Source organism: Paenibacillus sp. KS1 (genome assembly GCF_001680695.1).
Lineage (GTDB): Bacteria > Bacillota > Bacilli > Paenibacillales > Paenibacillaceae > Paenibacillus_B > Paenibacillus_B suaedae.
The window spans coordinates 1-18,018 of the sequence record NZ_MAIS01000030.1; the positions used below are offsets into that span (position 1 = coordinate 1).

General features: G+C 45.0%; 15 protein-coding genes. 11 read left to right on the top strand and 4 right to left on the bottom strand.

What is annotated here, in order from left to right; genetic code table 11:
- Positions 1 to 1,912 (top strand): ABC transporter permease (locus tag BBG47_RS12125; protein WP_254659808.1); only part of this gene is annotated, 1,912 nt, incomplete at its 5' end.
- 68 nt (positions 1,913 to 1,980) lie between these two features.
- On the opposite strand, the gene BBG47_RS12130 is transcribed toward BBG47_RS12125, so the two are convergent.
- Positions 1,981 to 2,502: an HPP family protein gene (locus tag BBG47_RS12130; RefSeq protein WP_083189246.1), complete on the bottom strand. Its 522-nt coding sequence runs from the start codon at positions 2,500 to 2,502 to the stop codon at positions 1,981 to 1,983.
- A gap of 284 nt (positions 2,503 to 2,786) precedes the next feature.
- Here BBG47_RS12130 and BBG47_RS12135 point away from each other — a divergent pair, with 284 nt between their 5' ends.
- Positions 2,787 to 3,689, top strand: coding sequence for a LysR family transcriptional regulator (locus BBG47_RS12135; RefSeq protein WP_065291912.1), 903 nt, complete (start codon positions 2,787 to 2,789; stop codon positions 3,687 to 3,689).
- Between the two features lie 43 nt (positions 3,690 to 3,732).
- On the opposite strand, the gene BBG47_RS12140 is transcribed toward BBG47_RS12135, so the two are convergent.
- The gene (locus tag BBG47_RS12140) at positions 3,733 to 4,548 is read right to left on the bottom strand and encodes a DeoR/GlpR family DNA-binding transcription regulator (protein WP_021253081.1); all 816 of its coding nucleotides are present in this window, start codon (positions 4,546 to 4,548) and stop codon (positions 3,733 to 3,735) included.
- 244 nt (positions 4,549 to 4,792) lie between these two features.
- Here BBG47_RS12140 and BBG47_RS12145 point away from each other — a divergent pair, with 244 nt between their 5' ends.
- The 7 genes from BBG47_RS12145 to BBG47_RS12175 all read left to right on the top strand — a co-directional run bounded on the left by BBG47_RS12145 (position 4,793) and on the right by BBG47_RS12175 (position 14,221).
- The gene (locus BBG47_RS12145) at positions 4,793 to 6,034 is read left to right on the top strand and encodes a metallophosphoesterase (protein ID WP_065291913.1); all 1,242 of its coding nucleotides are present in this window, start codon (positions 4,793 to 4,795) and stop codon (positions 6,032 to 6,034) included.
- Positions 6,035 to 6,360: 326 nt separating this feature from the next.
- Positions 6,361 to 7,335: an ABC transporter permease gene (locus tag BBG47_RS12150; RefSeq protein WP_065291914.1), complete on the top strand. Its 975-nt coding sequence runs from the start codon at positions 6,361 to 6,363 to the stop codon at positions 7,333 to 7,335.
- Between the two features lie 31 nt (positions 7,336 to 7,366).
- Positions 7,367 to 8,263 (top strand): carbohydrate ABC transporter permease, encoded by an 897-nt coding sequence (locus tag BBG47_RS12155; RefSeq protein ID WP_028533157.1) that lies wholly within the window; start codon positions 7,367 to 7,369, stop codon positions 8,261 to 8,263.
- An 86-nt stretch (positions 8,264 to 8,349) separates the two neighbouring features.
- A complete protein-coding gene (locus BBG47_RS12160; RefSeq protein ID WP_083189249.1) occupies positions 8,350 to 10,029 on the top strand; it encodes an extracellular solute-binding protein in 1,680 nt (559 codons plus the stop codon).
- 168 nt (positions 10,030 to 10,197) lie between these two features.
- Positions 10,198 to 11,778, top strand: a complete 1,581-nt coding sequence (locus tag BBG47_RS12165; protein ID WP_065291915.1) for a response regulator — start codon at positions 10,198 to 10,200, stop codon at positions 11,776 to 11,778.
- 14 nt (positions 11,779 to 11,792) lie between these two features.
- Positions 11,793 to 13,550 (top strand): sensor histidine kinase, encoded by a 1,758-nt coding sequence (locus BBG47_RS12170; RefSeq protein ID WP_065291916.1) that lies wholly within the window; start codon positions 11,793 to 11,795, stop codon positions 13,548 to 13,550.
- A 62-nt stretch (positions 13,551 to 13,612) separates the two neighbouring features.
- Positions 13,613 to 14,221 carry a hypothetical protein gene (locus BBG47_RS12175; RefSeq protein ID WP_065291917.1) on the top strand — a complete coding sequence of 203 codons (609 nt, stop codon included), beginning with the start codon at positions 13,613 to 13,615 and terminating at the stop codon, positions 14,219 to 14,221.
- A 71-nt stretch (positions 14,222 to 14,292) separates the two neighbouring features.
- Here BBG47_RS12175 and BBG47_RS12180 read toward each other — a convergent pair whose 3' ends face one another.
- Complete coding sequence (locus BBG47_RS12180) at positions 14,293 to 15,141, bottom strand: DegV family protein (protein ID WP_065291918.1); 849 nt, start codon at positions 15,139 to 15,141, stop codon at positions 14,293 to 14,295.
- A gap of 271 nt (positions 15,142 to 15,412) precedes the next feature.
- On the opposite strand from BBG47_RS12180, the gene BBG47_RS12185 reads away from it, so the two are divergent.
- Both BBG47_RS12185 and BBG47_RS12190 read left to right on the top strand, forming a co-directional pair.
- Positions 15,413 to 15,988, top strand: coding sequence for a hypothetical protein (locus BBG47_RS12185; protein WP_251482900.1), 576 nt, complete (start codon positions 15,413 to 15,415; stop codon positions 15,986 to 15,988).
- A 29-nt stretch (positions 15,989 to 16,017) separates the two neighbouring features.
- Complete coding sequence (locus BBG47_RS12190; RefSeq protein WP_065291919.1) at positions 16,018 to 16,890, top strand: protein phosphatase 2C domain-containing protein; 873 nt, start codon at positions 16,018 to 16,020, stop codon at positions 16,888 to 16,890.
- Positions 16,891 to 16,951: 61 nt separating this feature from the next.
- Here the strand turns inward: BBG47_RS12190 and msrA are convergent, their stop codons facing one another.
- Positions 16,952 to 17,938 (bottom strand): peptide-methionine (S)-S-oxide reductase MsrA, encoded by a 987-nt coding sequence (gene msrA / locus BBG47_RS12195; protein ID WP_083189250.1) that lies wholly within the window; start codon positions 17,936 to 17,938, stop codon positions 16,952 to 16,954.
- Positions 17,939 to 18,018: the final 80 nt, after the last annotated feature.

Genomic DNA, 18,018 nt, shown 5'->3' on the forward strand with positions numbered 1-18,018 from the left:
GAAGATGAACTTTCGTCAGTTCGCGTTTAAAAACGTTATTCGCAACGCGCGGCTGTATGCCGGTTATTTTATAAGCAGTGCTTTCTCCGTTATGATCTTTTTCGTATATTCGATGCTGGCGTTCCATCCAGAATTGAATTTGGCGGAGAGTGGGGGATTCGGAAAAGGCGCACAAACAGGGATGCAGGTTGCCCAGTATATCATTTACGTCTTTACGTTTTTCTTCATCCTCTATTCGATGAGCGTATTCTTGAAGACGCGAAAGAAAGAATTCGGTGTCTGCATCATGCTGGGGATGTCCAATATGCAGCTGAAGCGTCTCGTATTTTTAGAAAATACGATCATTGGATTTGCTTCGACTGTGGCTGGTATAGCAGCAGGACTGATTTTTTCCAAAGGGATGCTTATGCTCGGTTCGTCCATGTTGTATTTGGAGCATTCGTTATCGTTCTACTTCCCAACAAAGGCGCTTTGGTTTACATTTGTGGCCTTTATGCTGTTGTTCCTAGTAATCTCGTTCTTTACGGCGACGATCTTGCGAACAAGCTCACTTATTGATCTATTGAAAGCCTCGACGAAGCCAAAACCCGAGCCGAAGGCGTCGGTATGGCTGGCTATTCTGGCTGCTATACTGCTGCTAATCGGTTATGCGATAGCTTTTATCGTACGCGGAACCCTTGTTATGTTTGCACTGCTGCCTGTCGTCATTCTTGTGTCGATCGGTACATACTTCTTATTCACACAGCTAAGTGTGTATATCATTCATAAATTGAAGAAGAACAAGAAGTTGTATCGCCGGAATACAAACATGTTGACACTGTCCGATTTGGCATATCGGATGAAGGATAATGCACGCATGTTTTTCCTTGTCGCGATTATTTCAACCGTTGCGTTTACAGCCATCGGCACGCTTGTTGGGTTCAAAGCGATGCTGACTGAGGGCGTTGCAGGATCGATGCCGCCGATGTCTTATGATTCCTATGCCGACAATAAACAGGAGCAAAAACATCTTGCATACATTGAGACAGAGTTGAAGGAAGAAAACGTTAACTATGACAGCTTCGTTATTCATAATAAAGATGCGGAGCTTAAGGATAAATACTCATTCAATGCAATTTCCGTAACGGATTATAACCTGATCTCGGAGGATAAGATCCGTGTAGATGCAGGAAGTGCGGTATTGATGCAATTCAAGATGGATGACTTCGGATATAACAGAGGGAAGAAGGACTGGTCGAAGGGGCAGACTTTGACTCTGAGCAGTGGAAGCAAGCTTCAATTGACAGATGTACCGGACATGAGCAAAGATGTCCGCCAATACATCACTGGAAATCATGTGCTTGTGATGTCGGATTCAGATTTCAACGCACTTCCAAAGTCGAAAACCGATATGGATATGCATGTATTTGCGATGGATGACTGGCAGGGAACGAAGGCAGTAGCGGAGAAGCTGAATACACAGTTGAATGCTGATAGTACCAATCCCCACTATCGTTTTCAGGCGCGAGCGCTTGCGATGCAGGAAGTGAATCAGGGTATGGGCCAAATTCTGCTGACGGGTTTGTTCGTAGGAATTGTTTTCTTCGTGGCAGCAGGCAGCTTCCTTTATTTCCGACTATTCTCGGATTTGGATTCCGACATCGTGCAGTATCGAGCTATCTCCAAGCTGGGTCTGACTGAAGGGGAACTGTCAAAGGTTGTATCCACTCAAATCGGACTGCTGTTCTTTGTACCGATTGTCGTAGCTATCATTCATGGTGCCGTTGCATTGAACACACTGCAAAATTTGTTCTCGCAAATCTCTATTTTAAAAGAAATCATTCTAGTATTAGGTACATTCTTCGTTATTCAGGTTGTCTATTTCTTATTCATTCGAGCAAATTATGTGAAAAAACTGAAGAAGGTACTGTAATCAAGCAGTCCAAAAAAGATAGGAGCAGGTCGCCGTTGCGATCTGCTCCTTATTATTTATTTGCAACATTATGAGGTGAACCAATGCTTAGGATATTGATTTCCCTGTGTGCGATGATATGTCCACGCCGCCAGTACTAAGACAACGGCTCCTAACCCGACCGGAAACAACAGGTAAGTCCAAGGGGCGCCTGTCATCATAATAAGCAGTGGATCGGCGCCCGCAGGTGGATGAATGGTTCTGGTCCATTGCATGAAGGCGATGGACAGACCGACGGCTAGCGCGAGGCTCCAGACATGCACGCCAACACATGAGCTAATGGTCAGCCCGACCAGTGAACTGATGAGATGGCCCCCTATTACATTGCGCGGCTGTGCCAATGGACTGTCTGGCAGCGCAAACAAAATAACACATGACGCTCCAAAAGGAGCCATCAAAAAAGGGGACGACAACCAGCCTTCAAGGAGTGCTAGTACCAGGATAGCAAGTCCCCCTCCTGTACCTGCGAGTAGTGATGTTTTTACATATTGAAGTGATGGACGTTTTCGGCCAATTTCAAGCATTTTCTGTGTTACGTTAGAATTGTTCATCCTATAGTTTCCTTTCTAAGTAATGAGTTCGTGTCTCGGATTGATTGATTGCACCGGTGCTTGAAATATATTGTATAATGTGATTTGGTATTTGTAATACGAATAATTATGATATCTCACATTTCATTTTCCGATATCAAATTCTTATCGATGTGAGATGTATTGTTCTCGTTACGGTATGAGGGATGTATTATGTGGTATCGATTACGGGATGAGAGAAGTATCATTTACGCTTAGATAAGTGCATGAATTGTATGAAGCTGTTTCATGAAGGGGGAAGAGGGATGTTTGAGCTATTAGATGGGAAGCAAGTCGAAACCGTACGGGTGGTCGCCCACACGAAGAGCATTAGCCGTGCGGCCGAGCAATTAGGATACGTACAATCAACAATTACCTCACATGTAAAGATGGTGGAGAAGACGGTTGGACAAACATTGTTCCATCGCTTGCAGCGTGGTGTAGAACTGACCGAGGCCGGGGCTATCTTCCTGCGTTATAGTGAGAAATGGAGTCTGCTGGGCAGAGAGCTGACCCAAGAGCTTCCGGCGGGCCAATCGATAGAGGGAACAGTCACATTAAGTGTGTTGGAATCCTTTTGCACGACGCGAATGACGGACTTGTTAACAGCAATTTTCCTTAAGTATCCGCGAATCAAGCTTCACCTGCTTCCGGGATTTATGGAGGATACATGCCAGCGAATTCTTCAAGGGGAATGCGAGCTTGGAATTGTGGCCGGTCGGCCGCAAATGGGCGGTGTTGACTTCCTGCCGCTTGTTAATGTGCGGATGGTGTGGGTCGTTCCTATGTCGATGCAGCTCCGCTGGGAAGAGGAAGGCTGGGAAGCACTGGATGATGTTCGAGTCATTGGATTTGGCTCGCAATGCGTCTATCAAGCAGTAGCATCTCAACTTCTCCAAGAGAGCGGGATCAAGCCTAGTCAATATAGTACCTTTCATAGCTTAGAGATGATGAAGCAGACAATCAAGGTGGGAATGGGCATGGCGTTATTGCCTTATCGAACGGTAAAGGAGGAGATCGAGCAGGAAGCGCTTGGCTATCTTCCGCTACAAGTACCAACTCTAATCCATGGGCTTGTATGGAAGCAGGGGGATGAATTATCCCCCGCGGCAATTACGATACGCGATATTTTGGTAGAAAAGTTCAAGAACGAGCAGGAAGCGGATTGATGAGGTCTCCAATTAGGGAGTAATCATCAATCATTATTTTCATTTAACTGTTCATACTGCATCGAGCCGTCGCGGCATATTGCTTATTTGGATCGCACTGATCATCGAGAATAATGGATTGTGCCGCCAGTCCCTCTCTCCATTGCAATGGCAGCGGACAATTGGTAACCAGCGTATGGAAGCTGGACAATTCAGCAATTTTGACAAGCCCTATTTTCTCGCACTTCGTTATATCTGCGACTAATATACTCTGCTTCGCATGATGCAGCATAATCTTGCGTATTTCAGCTTCTTCTTCATTGGCGTCAGTTACGCCGTGTGTAAGATCGATACCGGAGCACGAGAGGAAGGCTTTGTCGGCAGTATATCGGGCGAGGGCGTTGGCAGCAGCATGTCCAGAATAGGACAGTGATCGGCGGCGAAGAGTACCACCGGTACAAATTAATTTAATATGTTCAGCATCTGATAGTTCCATGATGACATTTAGTGAATTTGTGATTACAGTCAATTGCTTGCGCGCTTTTATTATTTTGGCGATATGGAGTGAAGTTGTACTCGAATCAAGCATAATCGTATCCCCATGTTGGATAAGCCTAGCGCACTTTGTTCCGATCCACTTCTTTTCAGACAAATAGCAGTCCTCGCGCACCCATACAGGGACGTCAGAGCTTACGGATGTCTCTGCTAAAAATGCTCCCCCATGTGTTCTTAGCAGGAGACCTTCTTTCTCCATACGATCCAAGTCTCTTCGCACTGTTTCTTCCGTCACTCGAAACTGCTTGCTAAGCTCTGCGACGAGAACTCTGCCGTCCTGGAACAGGTGCTGCATGATGCGTTTTCGGCGTTCAATGGCTAACAAGGCATTTACACATCCTCACGATAAGGTGGACAATGGTGGCATCTTGCTTCATGTAGACCTCTATTATAGCGAAATATGGTATTTTTGACGAGTTAAGAAAGCATAACTATTTCACAACACGAATTAAGTAAATATTCTACTCTGTTCATCTCTAGAAAAAGGTTATAGACTAGAGGTGAATTAATCCATGCTTCATGCATTGCAGATCGAATAGAATGAACAGGACAAGGGAGATGAACGATCGATGTCAACACATATGCAGCCTACACTCGTCTTTCCGGTAATCAGTGACATACATATTGATCCTTCGGGTGAAGGTAGTGTCGCCAAGTTCGAACGAGCGATGTTGCAGTTGAATGCAAGGGCGCCTCATCAGGATGCGTTTGTTATTGTAGGGGATTTAACAAACAATGGACTTGAGGAGGAATACGATCGCAATTTAGAAGTATTCCGCAAGCATAAGCTACCAGGAGCGACACCGCTCATCACGATCGGCAATCACGACTATTGGAACGGACTTCCGATTGAAGAAGCGCAGGCTCGCTTTCTTGCAAAAACGGAGATGCCATCCTTATATTTTCATCAGGTCATTAAGGGTTACCATTTCATTGTCATGGCGACAGAGGATAAGGTTACATCAGGGTACTTCTCATTGGATCAGATTGCATGGCTTCGCGAACAACTGCAGGTGGCTGCAGCCGATTCAGCAGAGCGTCCTATATTCGTCTTCCTGCATCAGCACTTGAAGGACACCGTGTACGGCAGCGAGGACTGGGGCATTCAGGACAATATTGAACCGCTTATGGAGGCATTGCGACCATATCCGCAGGTTATTACGTTCTCCGGGCACTCCCACTACCCGCTTCAGGATCCGCGCAGTATTCATCAGGAGGACTTTACTTCTGTTGGAACGGCTTCGCTTAGCTATATGGAAGTGGAACATGGCAAGCTTCAAGGGAATTTGCCGTTAGGGTTCGAGAAGTTCAGCCAAGGCTTGCTTGTCGAGGTATATGAGGATCGCGTTGCGATTCATAGGCTTGATTTCGAATATGATCGTCAGATTGGAGACGCTTGGATTGTGTCGCTGCCGGCATCAACTTCAACCTTTACATATACCATTCATCGTGACACAGATGCGCCATGCTTCCCTGATCACGCACAATTGCATGTAGAAGAGGAGTGTACAACTTCAGATTCTATCGTTATCGTCTTCGATCAGGCGTCCGATAATGAGCTTGTACATGCCTACAACGTTACGGTTGAGAATCGTAGTGATGTAGAAGAGGTTGTACAGTACGCTGCATTTTCCGAATCTTATAAAAATCCGGTTCCGGAGCAGCTTCGTCTGGAAATACCAGGGCTGAAGCCAGATTGTGAATACTCCATCGCGGTACAGGCAATAGATACTTTCGGCAATGTGAGCGAGCGTGTGCTGCAGGGCAGCTGTCGTACTCGTCCTGTTGAAGAGCTGAAGGTGGAAAATTAATTTATCCTAATTAGTATTCGAATATTGTATAACGGCAAGTGCCCAAAGCAAACCAGTGCTTTGGGCACTTTTTATAGTTAACTAGAGCAGTACTAGTGTTGGACGCAACTCATTTTGCTGGAGCGGTAGGTTCGCTTCTTCTGAATAACTTAAGTCTATAAAAGTTATTGTTATTTTTTATAAAAGAACGTGTCAAAGTATCAATAATCGTTGGTTTGTCATATATCCGTGAAAGCGCTTTGCTTTTACAATGGAGAAGACAACATCTGGAAGGAGTTAAGATTTAATTCAGCAAGAGTTATATTGAATCAAGGAGGGATTTTCATATGGCGAAGGCAACCACGGGAGCAGAGATAGAACCGGGCCTGAACCTGGATAAGCATAAGAAAAGCGCATTAAAACGATTTTTTATGCAAATAGACATACAGCTCATGGTGCTGCCCGCACTTGCTCTAATCTTTATATTTTCTTATATCCCTATGTATGGCATTCTTATTGCTTTTCAAGATTATAAGCTTAAGGCAGGCTTCAATCTGTTCAGCAATGAGTGGGTAGGATTAAAGCACTTTATTGATTTTTTTAATTCACCAGAATTTGTACCTGTTATGCGCAATACGATTATTATCAGTTTTATGAAATTTATCTTCGGGTTTCCAGCGCCAATTGTTTTAGCGCTTATGCTTAATGAAGTGCGCAAGATGGCCTTTAAACGGGTCATTCAAACCGTCACGTACTTGCCTCACTTCTTATCATGGGTAGTTATCGGATCCATGGTTACATCCTTACTGTCCGTAGACAATGGCAGCATAAATATGCTGTTAGAGAAGCTCAGGATTATCGATGAGCCGATTAACTTCATGTCAATGGCAGAATATTTCTGGTCGATTCTCGTTGCAACCAATGTATGGAAGGAAATAGGGTTTGCCTCCATTGTATATTTGGCAGCGATTGCAGGGATCGATCCTCATTTGTATGAAGCAGCATCGATAGATGGTGCGAGTCGATTCAAGCAGATGACTCTCATTACACTGCCTTGCATTATGCCAGTTGTGATCATCTTTATGATTCTTGCAATCGGCAACCTGCTCAATGCAGGCTTCGAGGACATTCTCATTCTCGCTTCCAATCCAGCTTTGAGAGAAGTATCTGACTCGCTTGATGTATATGTAGTTCGTGTCGGTATTGATAATTACAGGTACTCCTATGCAACGGCAATCGGCCTGTTCAAGGCTGTTGTCAGCGTCACGTTGCTTACATTTGCGAACTTCATTGCCAGAAAGACGGGCAATAGCTTATGGTAATGAATCATTCCATAACTAGGAGGACTGAATAATGATACGTGATAGTATAGGAGACCGCATTTTTACGGTATTTATCTATGTAGTGTTAACCTTATTGGCCTTTTCGACCTTTTATCCATTCTGGAATTCACTTGTCATATCGTTTAATGAAGGATTGGATACGTCTAAGGGCGGCATTACTTTTTGGCCGCGCGAGTTTACATTGGAGAACTATAAAATCGTATTCGAAGATTCGCGATTAATGAATGGATTTGTGATTGCCCTCTTGCGAACGGTCATTGGAACGGTAGCATCCATCTTAGCGACGGCCATTTTTGCATACGGGATGTCGAAGCGAGGGCTTATGGGCCGCAAGTATTATATGATTATGTGTATCGTTACCATGTATTTTGGAGGCGGTCTCATTCCGAGCTATATGCTCATTCGCGGACTTGGTTTGTTCAACTCTTTCTGGGTGTTCATTATTCCGGCACTTATTAGTGTATGGAATATGATTATATTCCGCACCTTCTTCCAAGGCTTGCCGCAAGGCTTGGAAGAGTCAGCGAAGATTGACGGCTGCGGTAACTGGGGTACATTCTTCCGTATTGTCTTCCCGTTATCTGGCCCTGTTATTGCTACCTTGTCTCTGTTCACAGCGGTTGCGCACTGGAATGAATGGTTCGTAGCCAGTATCTATATTACGAACGAGAATCTGCTTCCTATTCAGACGATACTAAGACAGATACTATTCTCCAACATCGCATCTGAACAGTTGTCCAATGTAGATACGAGTGCGCTTGTGCACATCAATGCTGCCAAGAAAATAACCTCTAAGGCATTGACGATGGCGACGATTATGGTAGCAACGCTTCCAATTGTATGTGTGTACCCGTTCTTGCAGCGTTTCTTTGTAAAAGGTGTATTGATTGGCTCGTTGAAAGAGTAGCGATTGTTTAATCTGCTGGACATTTGGATGCGTTTAGAGCAACCTTGCTTTAAACATAGATTACAAAATTGAAAGGGGAAAAAGCCGTGAAGAACAAAAAAAATCTTCTGCTGAGTGTGTTGTCTGTCTTTATGGTATTCACTCTGTTAGTAGGATGCGGCAGTGGGAAGACAAGTGCTCCACCTGAGAATGAACCTGTGAAGCAAGGCGACACGGGCAAAGAATCAAGTGAAACTCCGAAGAGTGACCTGTACGAATTGGGCAAGGAACCACTTGAAGTATCGTTCTATGGCAACTATGGTTGGTACCAGCTGCCGAAATGGGGTAAGGATCCTGCTTCGAAGTGGATACAGGACAACTTGAAAATTACGGTCAATGGAATCAGTTCAGGTGGCAACAATGCACAGAAGCTGCAAACGATGATTGCGGGCAATGAGCTTCCTGATATTATCTGGACTGACAGAGGGGCCGATATAGAACGTCTTCGTGAGGCTGGTATGCTCGTACCATTGGATGAGTATATTGACAAGTACCCGAATTTCAAGAAGTATTTGACTGAAAATCACAAAGCATTGCTCCGTTCGTCTGACGGCAAGATCTATCAGGTACCGAACTATTATACACAGCAGCCAAACGGAAACGCGGGCTATGCAATCAACAAAAAAATCTATAAAGAGCTCGGCTCTCCAAAATTGGAGACGACTGACGACTTGTATGCATACTTGCAAGCTGTTCATAAGAAGTACCCTGACGTCACTCCATTTGAAACGGGATTGGCAAAAGACGGTCACGGTATTGACCAACTCTTCTCTTCCTTTAAAGAAAATAACTTGTCCCTTACTCGCTTCTTCGCAGTTCCAGATGGTGATAAAATGGTCTCCATTTATAAGGATCCAGGCTTCCGTGAATCCGTAGTATATACGGCGAAGCTGATGCGTGAGAAGCTGATGACGCAAGATGCGAATACGCAAACAGAAGACCAAGTAAGAGAAAAAGCGATGAATGGCAAGTTTGCCGTTATTGCAACTTTCGATCCGATGAAGATGCTAGCTGTAGCAGATGAGGAATTGAAGAAGAAGGATCCGGAAGACGGCTATATGTTTATTAAACCGATTGTAAAACAAGGTCTGGATGCTAGCAAAATCTATCCGGGAACATATAACCAACTTGGATGGAACGTAGCTGCCATTACGACAAATGCGAAAAATCCAGAGGCCATATTCGCGATGCTTGACTGGATGACAGGACCTGAAGGCAGCATGGTGCTGAACTGGGGACCTCCAGGAGCTGATGGGTATTGGGATGGATTTGAAGCTGATGGTCTGACACCGAAATTTAATAAAGATAAATACATGAATGATCCGAAAACGCTTTCTGAAATAAATGGTAAAGCTGGCGACTTGGTATGGGTGGGCAATACAATGTTCATGGATAATACGAAAAAGCAAATGTTGTCTACTGTACCAGCAGATAAGATTGATTTCAGCAACCGCTGGCAAATGGAAGTAACATGGGCTTCGCAAGGTGACTTCACGGAGTTCCTCGGCTGGGAGCCGACTCCAGATAGTGAAGAGGGGATTGCTAGACAAAGTGTTAGAGATATTTGGTTGACAGCTAGAGCAAAATCCATGTACGCGAAATCCGATGAAGAAGCACTGCAAATTCTGGATAAAGCACATGATGATTCCATGAAGGTTGGTTATCAGAAGTTCCTTGACCATGTTACAAAAGTTTGGACGGAGAATAAGAAAGCAATGGGTAAATAATCTTCGGAACGAAGGCTCGCTGTCTGCCAGCGGGTCTTCGTTCTTTTGATCAAATCTTTTATTTTGAAATCATCTGACTGTTCAAATGATAGTTGAACTTGTTATACTTTGTTTAGGGAAATGCTGGAATGAGAATTGTATGACTGCATCGTTTGGGGGGCCTCATTCATGTATAACGTGTTGTTAGTTGATGACGAGATGCTTGATCTGGAAGGAATGAAGCAATTCATTCCTTGGGAAGAGCTTGGGTTAGAAGTTGCAGCAGCGGTAAATAACGCCTTTGAGGCTTGTCATATTATTGATAGTACGCCTATCGATATTATCGTCAGTGACGTTAATATGCCGAATATGTCCGGGTTGGAGCTGGCCCGCAGGGCGATTGAGGTAAATTCCAATATCCGAATTATTTTTGTAAGCGGTCATCAAGATTTCAGTTATGTGAAACAGGCATTATCTTTGAAGGCCTACAGTTATGTACTCAAGCCGATGAATGATGATGAGCTTATCGCTGCACTCGAGAAGGTGAAGCAGGATCTTGATGATGACCGGAAGCGTCGTGATGTGGAGGAAGCCTATCAGCATATGATTCCAATGGCGAAGAATGATTTGCTGTTGCGGTTGGTTGACGGGCAGTGGAGAAGTGAGCAGCAGGATGGAATGATGAAGCTAGTTGCCTCTTATGGGCTTGACAAACTGAATTGGCCTGTCCGAGTTGCTGTTATGGAACTTGACTATATGACTTGGACGCAAGAACATACGAGCTTGTCACATGAGGTTACAACGAAGGAATTCCTGTATGCGGTCAATGAGGTTGGATTGAAGCATCATATGCCACATTGCTGCAAGTTGACGCCTCATCGGATGATGGTGTTGATTCATGATCAGTATTTAGACCCTTTCATTGATGATTTATATAAGGTGATTGAGACTCAGTTCTCCGTGACGATGACAGTTGGGGTAGGGGAACCAGTAAACGGATTGGAACAGCTCTATCTCTCGTTCCAACAGGCAACCAAAGCGGTTGATGGCAAAATGTTTATTGGCAAAGGGAGGCTTATCCGCTACGAAGCGGTGAGTTTGAAGCCCGAAATGATGGATGCGCGTACATTGGAACAACGTATGGAGGCACTATTTCACGCCTTGATGGAATATGAGCTGGTTTGTATTTACGATGAGATAGAGAGGCTGTTCGAATCTGTGAGCATGCTCCGTTCTAAGTTTACCGTACATAATCTTGCGATGTTCATCATATGGAAGCTGGATGAGCAATTGAAGACAAAGGATGAGAATCTGTTCGATATATTGGGTATGGAGCTGCATAACTTGGATATTCTGCTGCAATTTGATACGGTGAGCGATATTCGCTCCTGGCTCGTCAGGAAGACATTTGAGATATCTGAATATTTGCGCAGCAAATCTACCTCTAAGAATAATCGGCTCATTCGAGAAATGATTCAAGTGATGAAGGATAAAATGAGCGAGAACATTACACTGAAGGATGTGGCGAATCAATTTTCATTCTCGCCGAACTACTTGGGGTACATGTTCAGGGAGGAGACTGGGAAATCGTTCAGTGAAGTACTTATACAGCTTCGTATGGAGCGGGCACGCGAGCTGCTGCATGAGAGCTCCATCAAAATCTATGAAATTGCTAATCAGGTAGGCTATCGATACCTTCCCTATTTTAGCAGACAATTCAAGGAAGCATACGGCATGACTCCGATGGAATATCGCAAGCGGGAAACATGATAGGGGAGAAGTCAATGAACGAACAGCGACCGAAGTTCCGCTATTTGCCGATTGGCTACAAACTCATGCTGACTTATATGGTTTTCATCATTGTTCCTGTATTAGTCATAGGACTTGTCTCCCATTCCATGTATGATCAATCGATTCGCAAGCATACACGGAACAATATACAAGGAACACTGCTGCAGATTCGCGATAATATTGAATATAAGATGCAGGATGTAATCCGCATATCTTCTATTTTGTATGGCGATTATGAGCTGTATCGATATTTACGCAGCTATGAAGAAGGCTGGGAAAATTATGATCGCATTACGAAGTACGTTATTCCTAAGATAGAAGCGGCATCTTCGGCAACTGGAATGAAGCTGTGGATTTCTGTTTTTTTCCGTAATGAATCCATAAATGAGATCCATCACAGTACATTTGGGAAAGAGAATCCTACGGATTATAACTGGCCGTATGAAATTTATCATTTGAATCGAATTACAGATAAGGATTGGTATAAGAGCTTTCCACCCGAGAAGTACAGCATCACAATGAAGTGGAGCCAAATTGAGCGTGATGCGGAGAATAGTCGAATTTCCCTGCTGCGTCGGCTTGTGGACACCAATAATCCTCTGAAGCTGCAAGAAGTTGGATTTTTGCGCATTAATGTTGCGATCTCGGAGCTGTTCGATAGTATTAATTATTCGAAGATTGGAAATGACAGTGTAATCTACCTAGTGGATGAACAGGGGAGAAGCATCTATCAGTCTGGCAAGTTGCCTGCTAATGAAGCGGATACGCAGAGCAACTATTTGACGATCCAAGAGACGGTAGGGAAGCAGTCTTGGAAGCTGGTCGCTCATGTTCCTCTCTCCATTATACAGGAAGATTCGATGAAGGTTCGATTGTTTGTTATTTTTATTTGCTTGATTTGCTTTATTGTGTTGTCATTCGCAGGAGTGTTCATTTCGAGATATTTCTCGATTCGGATTACGAAGTTCGTGTCCGTGCTTAATGCTTTTCGGGAAGGCGATCTGCACAAACGAATTTCCTATCGGGGCAAAGACGAATTTTCCCAAATTGCTACTGCATTGAATAACATGGGCGAAAATGTTGAGGCGCTAATTAAGGAAGTGTATTTGACACAGCTGCAGAAGAAGGAAGCGGAATTGGAGATGCTGCAATCGCAAATCAATCCTCATTTCCTGTATAACACCCTGTCCTCCATTAATCGGCTAGCGAAGTTCGGGGAGAATGAGAAGCTGCAGCAGATGGTATTAGGGCTGGCTAAGTTTTATCGACTTGCGCTTAACAATGGCAAGCTGATGATACCGGTACATAATGAGTTAGAGCAGGCACAGGCTTATGTGGATATTCAGAAGATTAAATACGGTGATCGCATTAGTGTTATGTTCGATATTGACCCAGCAGTATGGCCGTATCGTACGGTAAAGCTGATTGTACAGCCATTTATTGAAAATGTGTTGGAACATGCTTGGTGTGGAGATCGAATCTTCATTCGAATTGTAGCAAAGAAGGATGTGGATGACCTGCTGTTCCGGATCATCGATGATGGGGTAGGTATGACCGCTCAGCGAATCCATGATATTTTTGATGGAAGAGACCATGTGAATACAGGCTACGGCATTCGAAATGTAGATCAACGTATTAAACTGCACTATGGTGCTGAGTATGGAGTAACGATTGTGAGCGGACTTGGCATTGGCACATCTGTATCCATACGTATACCAGCTGAGGCATCAGAGCAAATAACTTCCCAATAAGCGCCAGACATCCTGTATAATAGATGATTATGAATCCATGCTCAGAAATGGAGGAAAATCAATTGAATGCTCGATCATTGGCCTTCTTGGCTGTTCGGCTCGGCGCTCTCTATTGGATCGTGACCGCCTTCCTAGAGTTGGCGAAGATTGCAGCTGCGCTGGTAAATATGATCTCCTCGATGATTCATATGGAGGTTGGAAGTGAAAATATGGTATACACCAATTTCGTCATACTGCTTCTCCCTGTCCTTGTTCCGCTTATAGGAGGAATCATCCTATGGTGCACGGCAGGATCATTATCGAAGGCGCTAGCACCATCTAAACTACGTGATGTGACTCTAGTGAAGACACAAGATGCAGACGTATCTAGCAGCGGCGAGGAAAGTGTGCTACCGATGCGCAGCCAGACGCATTCTGCGAACCCGGTGCTTCGCACCACCCTTCAAATCGGACTAGGTATTGCTGGTATTATGCTTCTCGTGAACAGCATCCCGGAATTTATCAAGCTATTGATTATGCTCTCGAATCAAGAAGTGGCTTTATTTGCAGAGCGGGCTTGGACGGATGACAGCGCCAAGTTCATAGAAGTGATTGTACAGATGCTTCTTGGGATCTGCCTTGCTGTTGGGGCGGGTGGGATTGCTCGTTTTTTTACTCGTTCAATGGAATAAAATACGGTTAGTTCTCTACATAAATACAGCGGCTGCACCTTGCTCTATTGGCGAGGTCAGCCGCTGTATATTTATTTGCGCGCGTATACGATTCCAATTGTGTTTGGTCCACAGTGGCTGGAGATGACGCAACCACAATCCGACAGGATCACATGTTTTGCGCCCGTCTTCTCTTGCAATTCGGCCTGAATCATTTTGGCATCTTCAGGCGATAAGGAATGAGTGACGAATACGATATCCTTGTCCATCTCATCCACATGATCCAGTGCATTTTGCTTCAACTGCTCAAGTGCTTTCTCGCGTTTGCCGCGAATTTTATTGGCCGCAATCATTTTTCCATCGACAACTTTAATGACAGGACGAATGCGAAGCAAGCTGCCGATCAAGTTCTGCAGACTGTTGCAGCGTCCGCCCTTATATAGATAATCTAATGTATCTATAATGAACTCGGTTTCCATTTTGCCACGAACGTCCTCAACAAGCTCTACAGTTTCCTCCAGAGATGAACCAGATTCCAGTGCCATCGCTGCCTTGAGAACTTGAATCCCGATGCCGGTAGATAAATTTAAGGAGTCAATGACAGTTACAGTATCTTCACCAAGCATATCCCCGGCAATAATGGCATTCTGAATGGTGGAAGATAAGTGGGAAGACAACCCGATATACAGAATTTTGCGGCCTTCGTTCACAAATGGCTCAAATGCCTTTACAAAATCAGCTGGAGATGGCGAAGATGTCTTCGGCAGCTTGCCGCATGCATCTACACGCTTGTACAATTCCGGAGGGGTCATATCCACTCCATCACGATAAGCGTCGTCACCGAAAGTAACATATAAAGGGATAATGCCAATGTCATAACGTTCAAGTAGTGATTTCGGCAAATCGCATGTGCTGTCCGAAAATATTTTAATGTGATTCATTATGCTTCCTCCTGAAAGGTATGTAGCTTTTATTAGGCTATAAGGAATGTTACTCAACTAGACATTTAACCATTATACTGCAAAAGGAATGGACTTACATAATCCGAATTGAGTGAATAGGCTGAAAAAATATTCCAAATACGACGCGAGATTGCGTTCGCTTAAGACGTCACGTTATACTGAAGCAAGATAACAGCATGCTGAACTGTTTCATGATTGCGTACAGCTTGCTTGTGGAAGTACATACGGAAAGGACATGCAGACAACAAAGATGAACAAGATGAATATGGAAGCAAAGGCATTTAGACGAATTCAATGGGGTTTGTTATTTTTTATTGATTACGCGCCGAGGGGCGTTGATCTGCTGCCGGATATCGTAGGCTTTGCCTTGGTATTTAGCGGTGTAACACAATTGATATCCGTATCTGATCGCTTTCTGCATGCGAAGCGAGTATGTATCCCGCTCATCGTTCTAGCGGTGTATGAGCTGCTGCAGCCGATGCTGTTAGGCGGAGTCAGTGCGGAAGCGAGAGCATGGATTGGAGTGTTTCGCAGTATAGCAGAGACGGGGTTGAACATTACACTAGTAACCTTCATGTGCAGTGGTTTGCGGGAATATGCACTGCGCCGTGACTGGGGCTACATCGCACATATGGCCCGTAGACGATCCATCTATTTTACAGTTGCACTCGCTTGTTCATTAAGTATGCTTGGATTCGCGTTTGCATCACCGATGGTGTTCTCCGCAATGGCGGCGCCGATGTTCTTGCTATATATTATCGTTGTGTTCATGCTAATGGGATTGTTCGGTCAAGCTGCGAAGATGGTGCAGAAGTCAGGTAGCTGAGCCTAAGATCGATTGAAGGGGGAACAGCAGTGATTCGAATTCATTGTGATGCGGCAACGAGACAGGGACAGGGCAGTCGAAATGAAGACCGGATAATTGCACTTCCCGAACAGCAGCTATATGCGGTCATCGATGGTGTATCTGGATTGGAGCCGATTACAGATGAGGAAGGGCATACGGCAGGAGAGATGGCTGCCTTAAGTATTGCTCGTGGTCTGGAATCTATCACTACTGCAATAGCAGCTATGGCTTCTCCGCTTGATGTGATGCGTGCTCGACTCTTGGAAGCAAATCGGATGTTGGATGATACGATGCGCCAATACGGTATCGCTCCATACGATACAGGACGAAGGTTCGGTGCGGTTCATGCCGCTGTGTGGCTTGATGAGTATTATGCGTATTGGACGCAGACGGGTGATTGCATGATATACGCGCTATATGAATCCGGGGAGGTTCGAGCTGTAACTTATGATCGAGTTGCCCCCTTCGATGAGCGTGCCTTGTCAGCGTGGATGGAGCATGAGGAGGATTGGAGGGAGCATAGGCAGCCAGAAGAGATTCGGCAGCTGCTGAGGCAGAATCGTTCCCGTGCGAATACAGAGTTCGGTTACAGTGTCCTTAATGGAGATGAGGCCGTGCAGCATCGTCTGGAATATGGAGCTCTCCCACTCCAGGGAGTTACGCATATTCTGCTTGTATCGGATGGCATTTATCCTTGGCGTGTTGACGAGGAACAGAGCAGTATGGAGCGGTGGTTCCAATACATCATTACTACTGGGATGGAGCAATGTGCCGCCGCCTTGGAGGCGCGAGAACGAATGGATGCCTACTGTAATCAAATACCCCGATTCAAAATGTGCGACGACAAGAGCGGTATTTTGTTAACAATTGAGCGAATCTAAATATAGGCCCAAATGAGAACGGTTAGGTCGTTCCTCATTTGGGCCTTCGTACTAGAGAACCCTATTTGTGCGAAAAAAGGGATGCGAATTCCCCATATCCTTCTTGCTCCAGCTTCTCCTTCGGAATGAACCGCAGGGCTGCAGAGTTAATGCAATAACGAAGTCCAGTTGGGGTAGGGCCATCATCGAATACATGTCCCAAATGGGAGTCGGCCAGTTTGCTCCTTACTTCCACACGAACCATGCCGTGAGAAGTGTCCAGCTTATTCTCCACATGATTGGAACGAAGCGGCTTCGAGAAGCTAGGCCAGCCGCAGCCTGCATCGAACTTATCCAACGAACTAAAGAGCGGCTCACCAGATACGATATCCACATAGATTCCTTCTGCTTCATGGTTCCAGTATTCATTGGAAAAAGGGGGCTCTGTGCCATTCTGCTGGGTTACCCGATACTGGATTGGCGTCAGCTTCCCTTGAAGGGCTGTACGCTCTTCATCGGAGATTCCCCAATGGTTCACGATGAAGGCATCTCTGCCCGATGCGGAGCGATAGCGCTTGTAATGGGCTGGATTCTTCTGATGATAGTTTTGATGATGCTCTTCTGCTGGGTAGAACGTGCCAGCGGGAACGATCTCAGTAGCAATTGGTTTATCGAATCTACCGCTCTGCTCCAATTCTTGCTTGGATTGCAGTGCAAGCTGATGTTGTTCCTCATTGTGATAGAAGACAGCTGTTCGATAAGACGAACCGCGATCATGGAACTGTCCGCCTTCATCTGTAGGATCAATTTGCTGCCAGAATAGCTCGAGCAGCTTCTTATAAGGGAATAGGGCAGGGTCGAATGTAATTTGGACGGCTTCGGCATGCCCGGTTGTCTCTGAGCATACTTCTTCGTATGTAGGACTGTCAGTGTGTCCTCCTGTATAGCCAGACACAATCGAATGGATGCCAGGAAGCTCTTCGAACGGCGTGACCATACACCAGAAGCAGCCACCGGCAAAGGTTGCTTTTTCAAGTGAAGGATGATGATTGGATAGTTCTTTGCTCACGATGGGGAAGCCTCCTTATGATTAAATACGTATATCTTCATCATACCCAATTGTTATCATTCGAACAACGCCAGATCTGT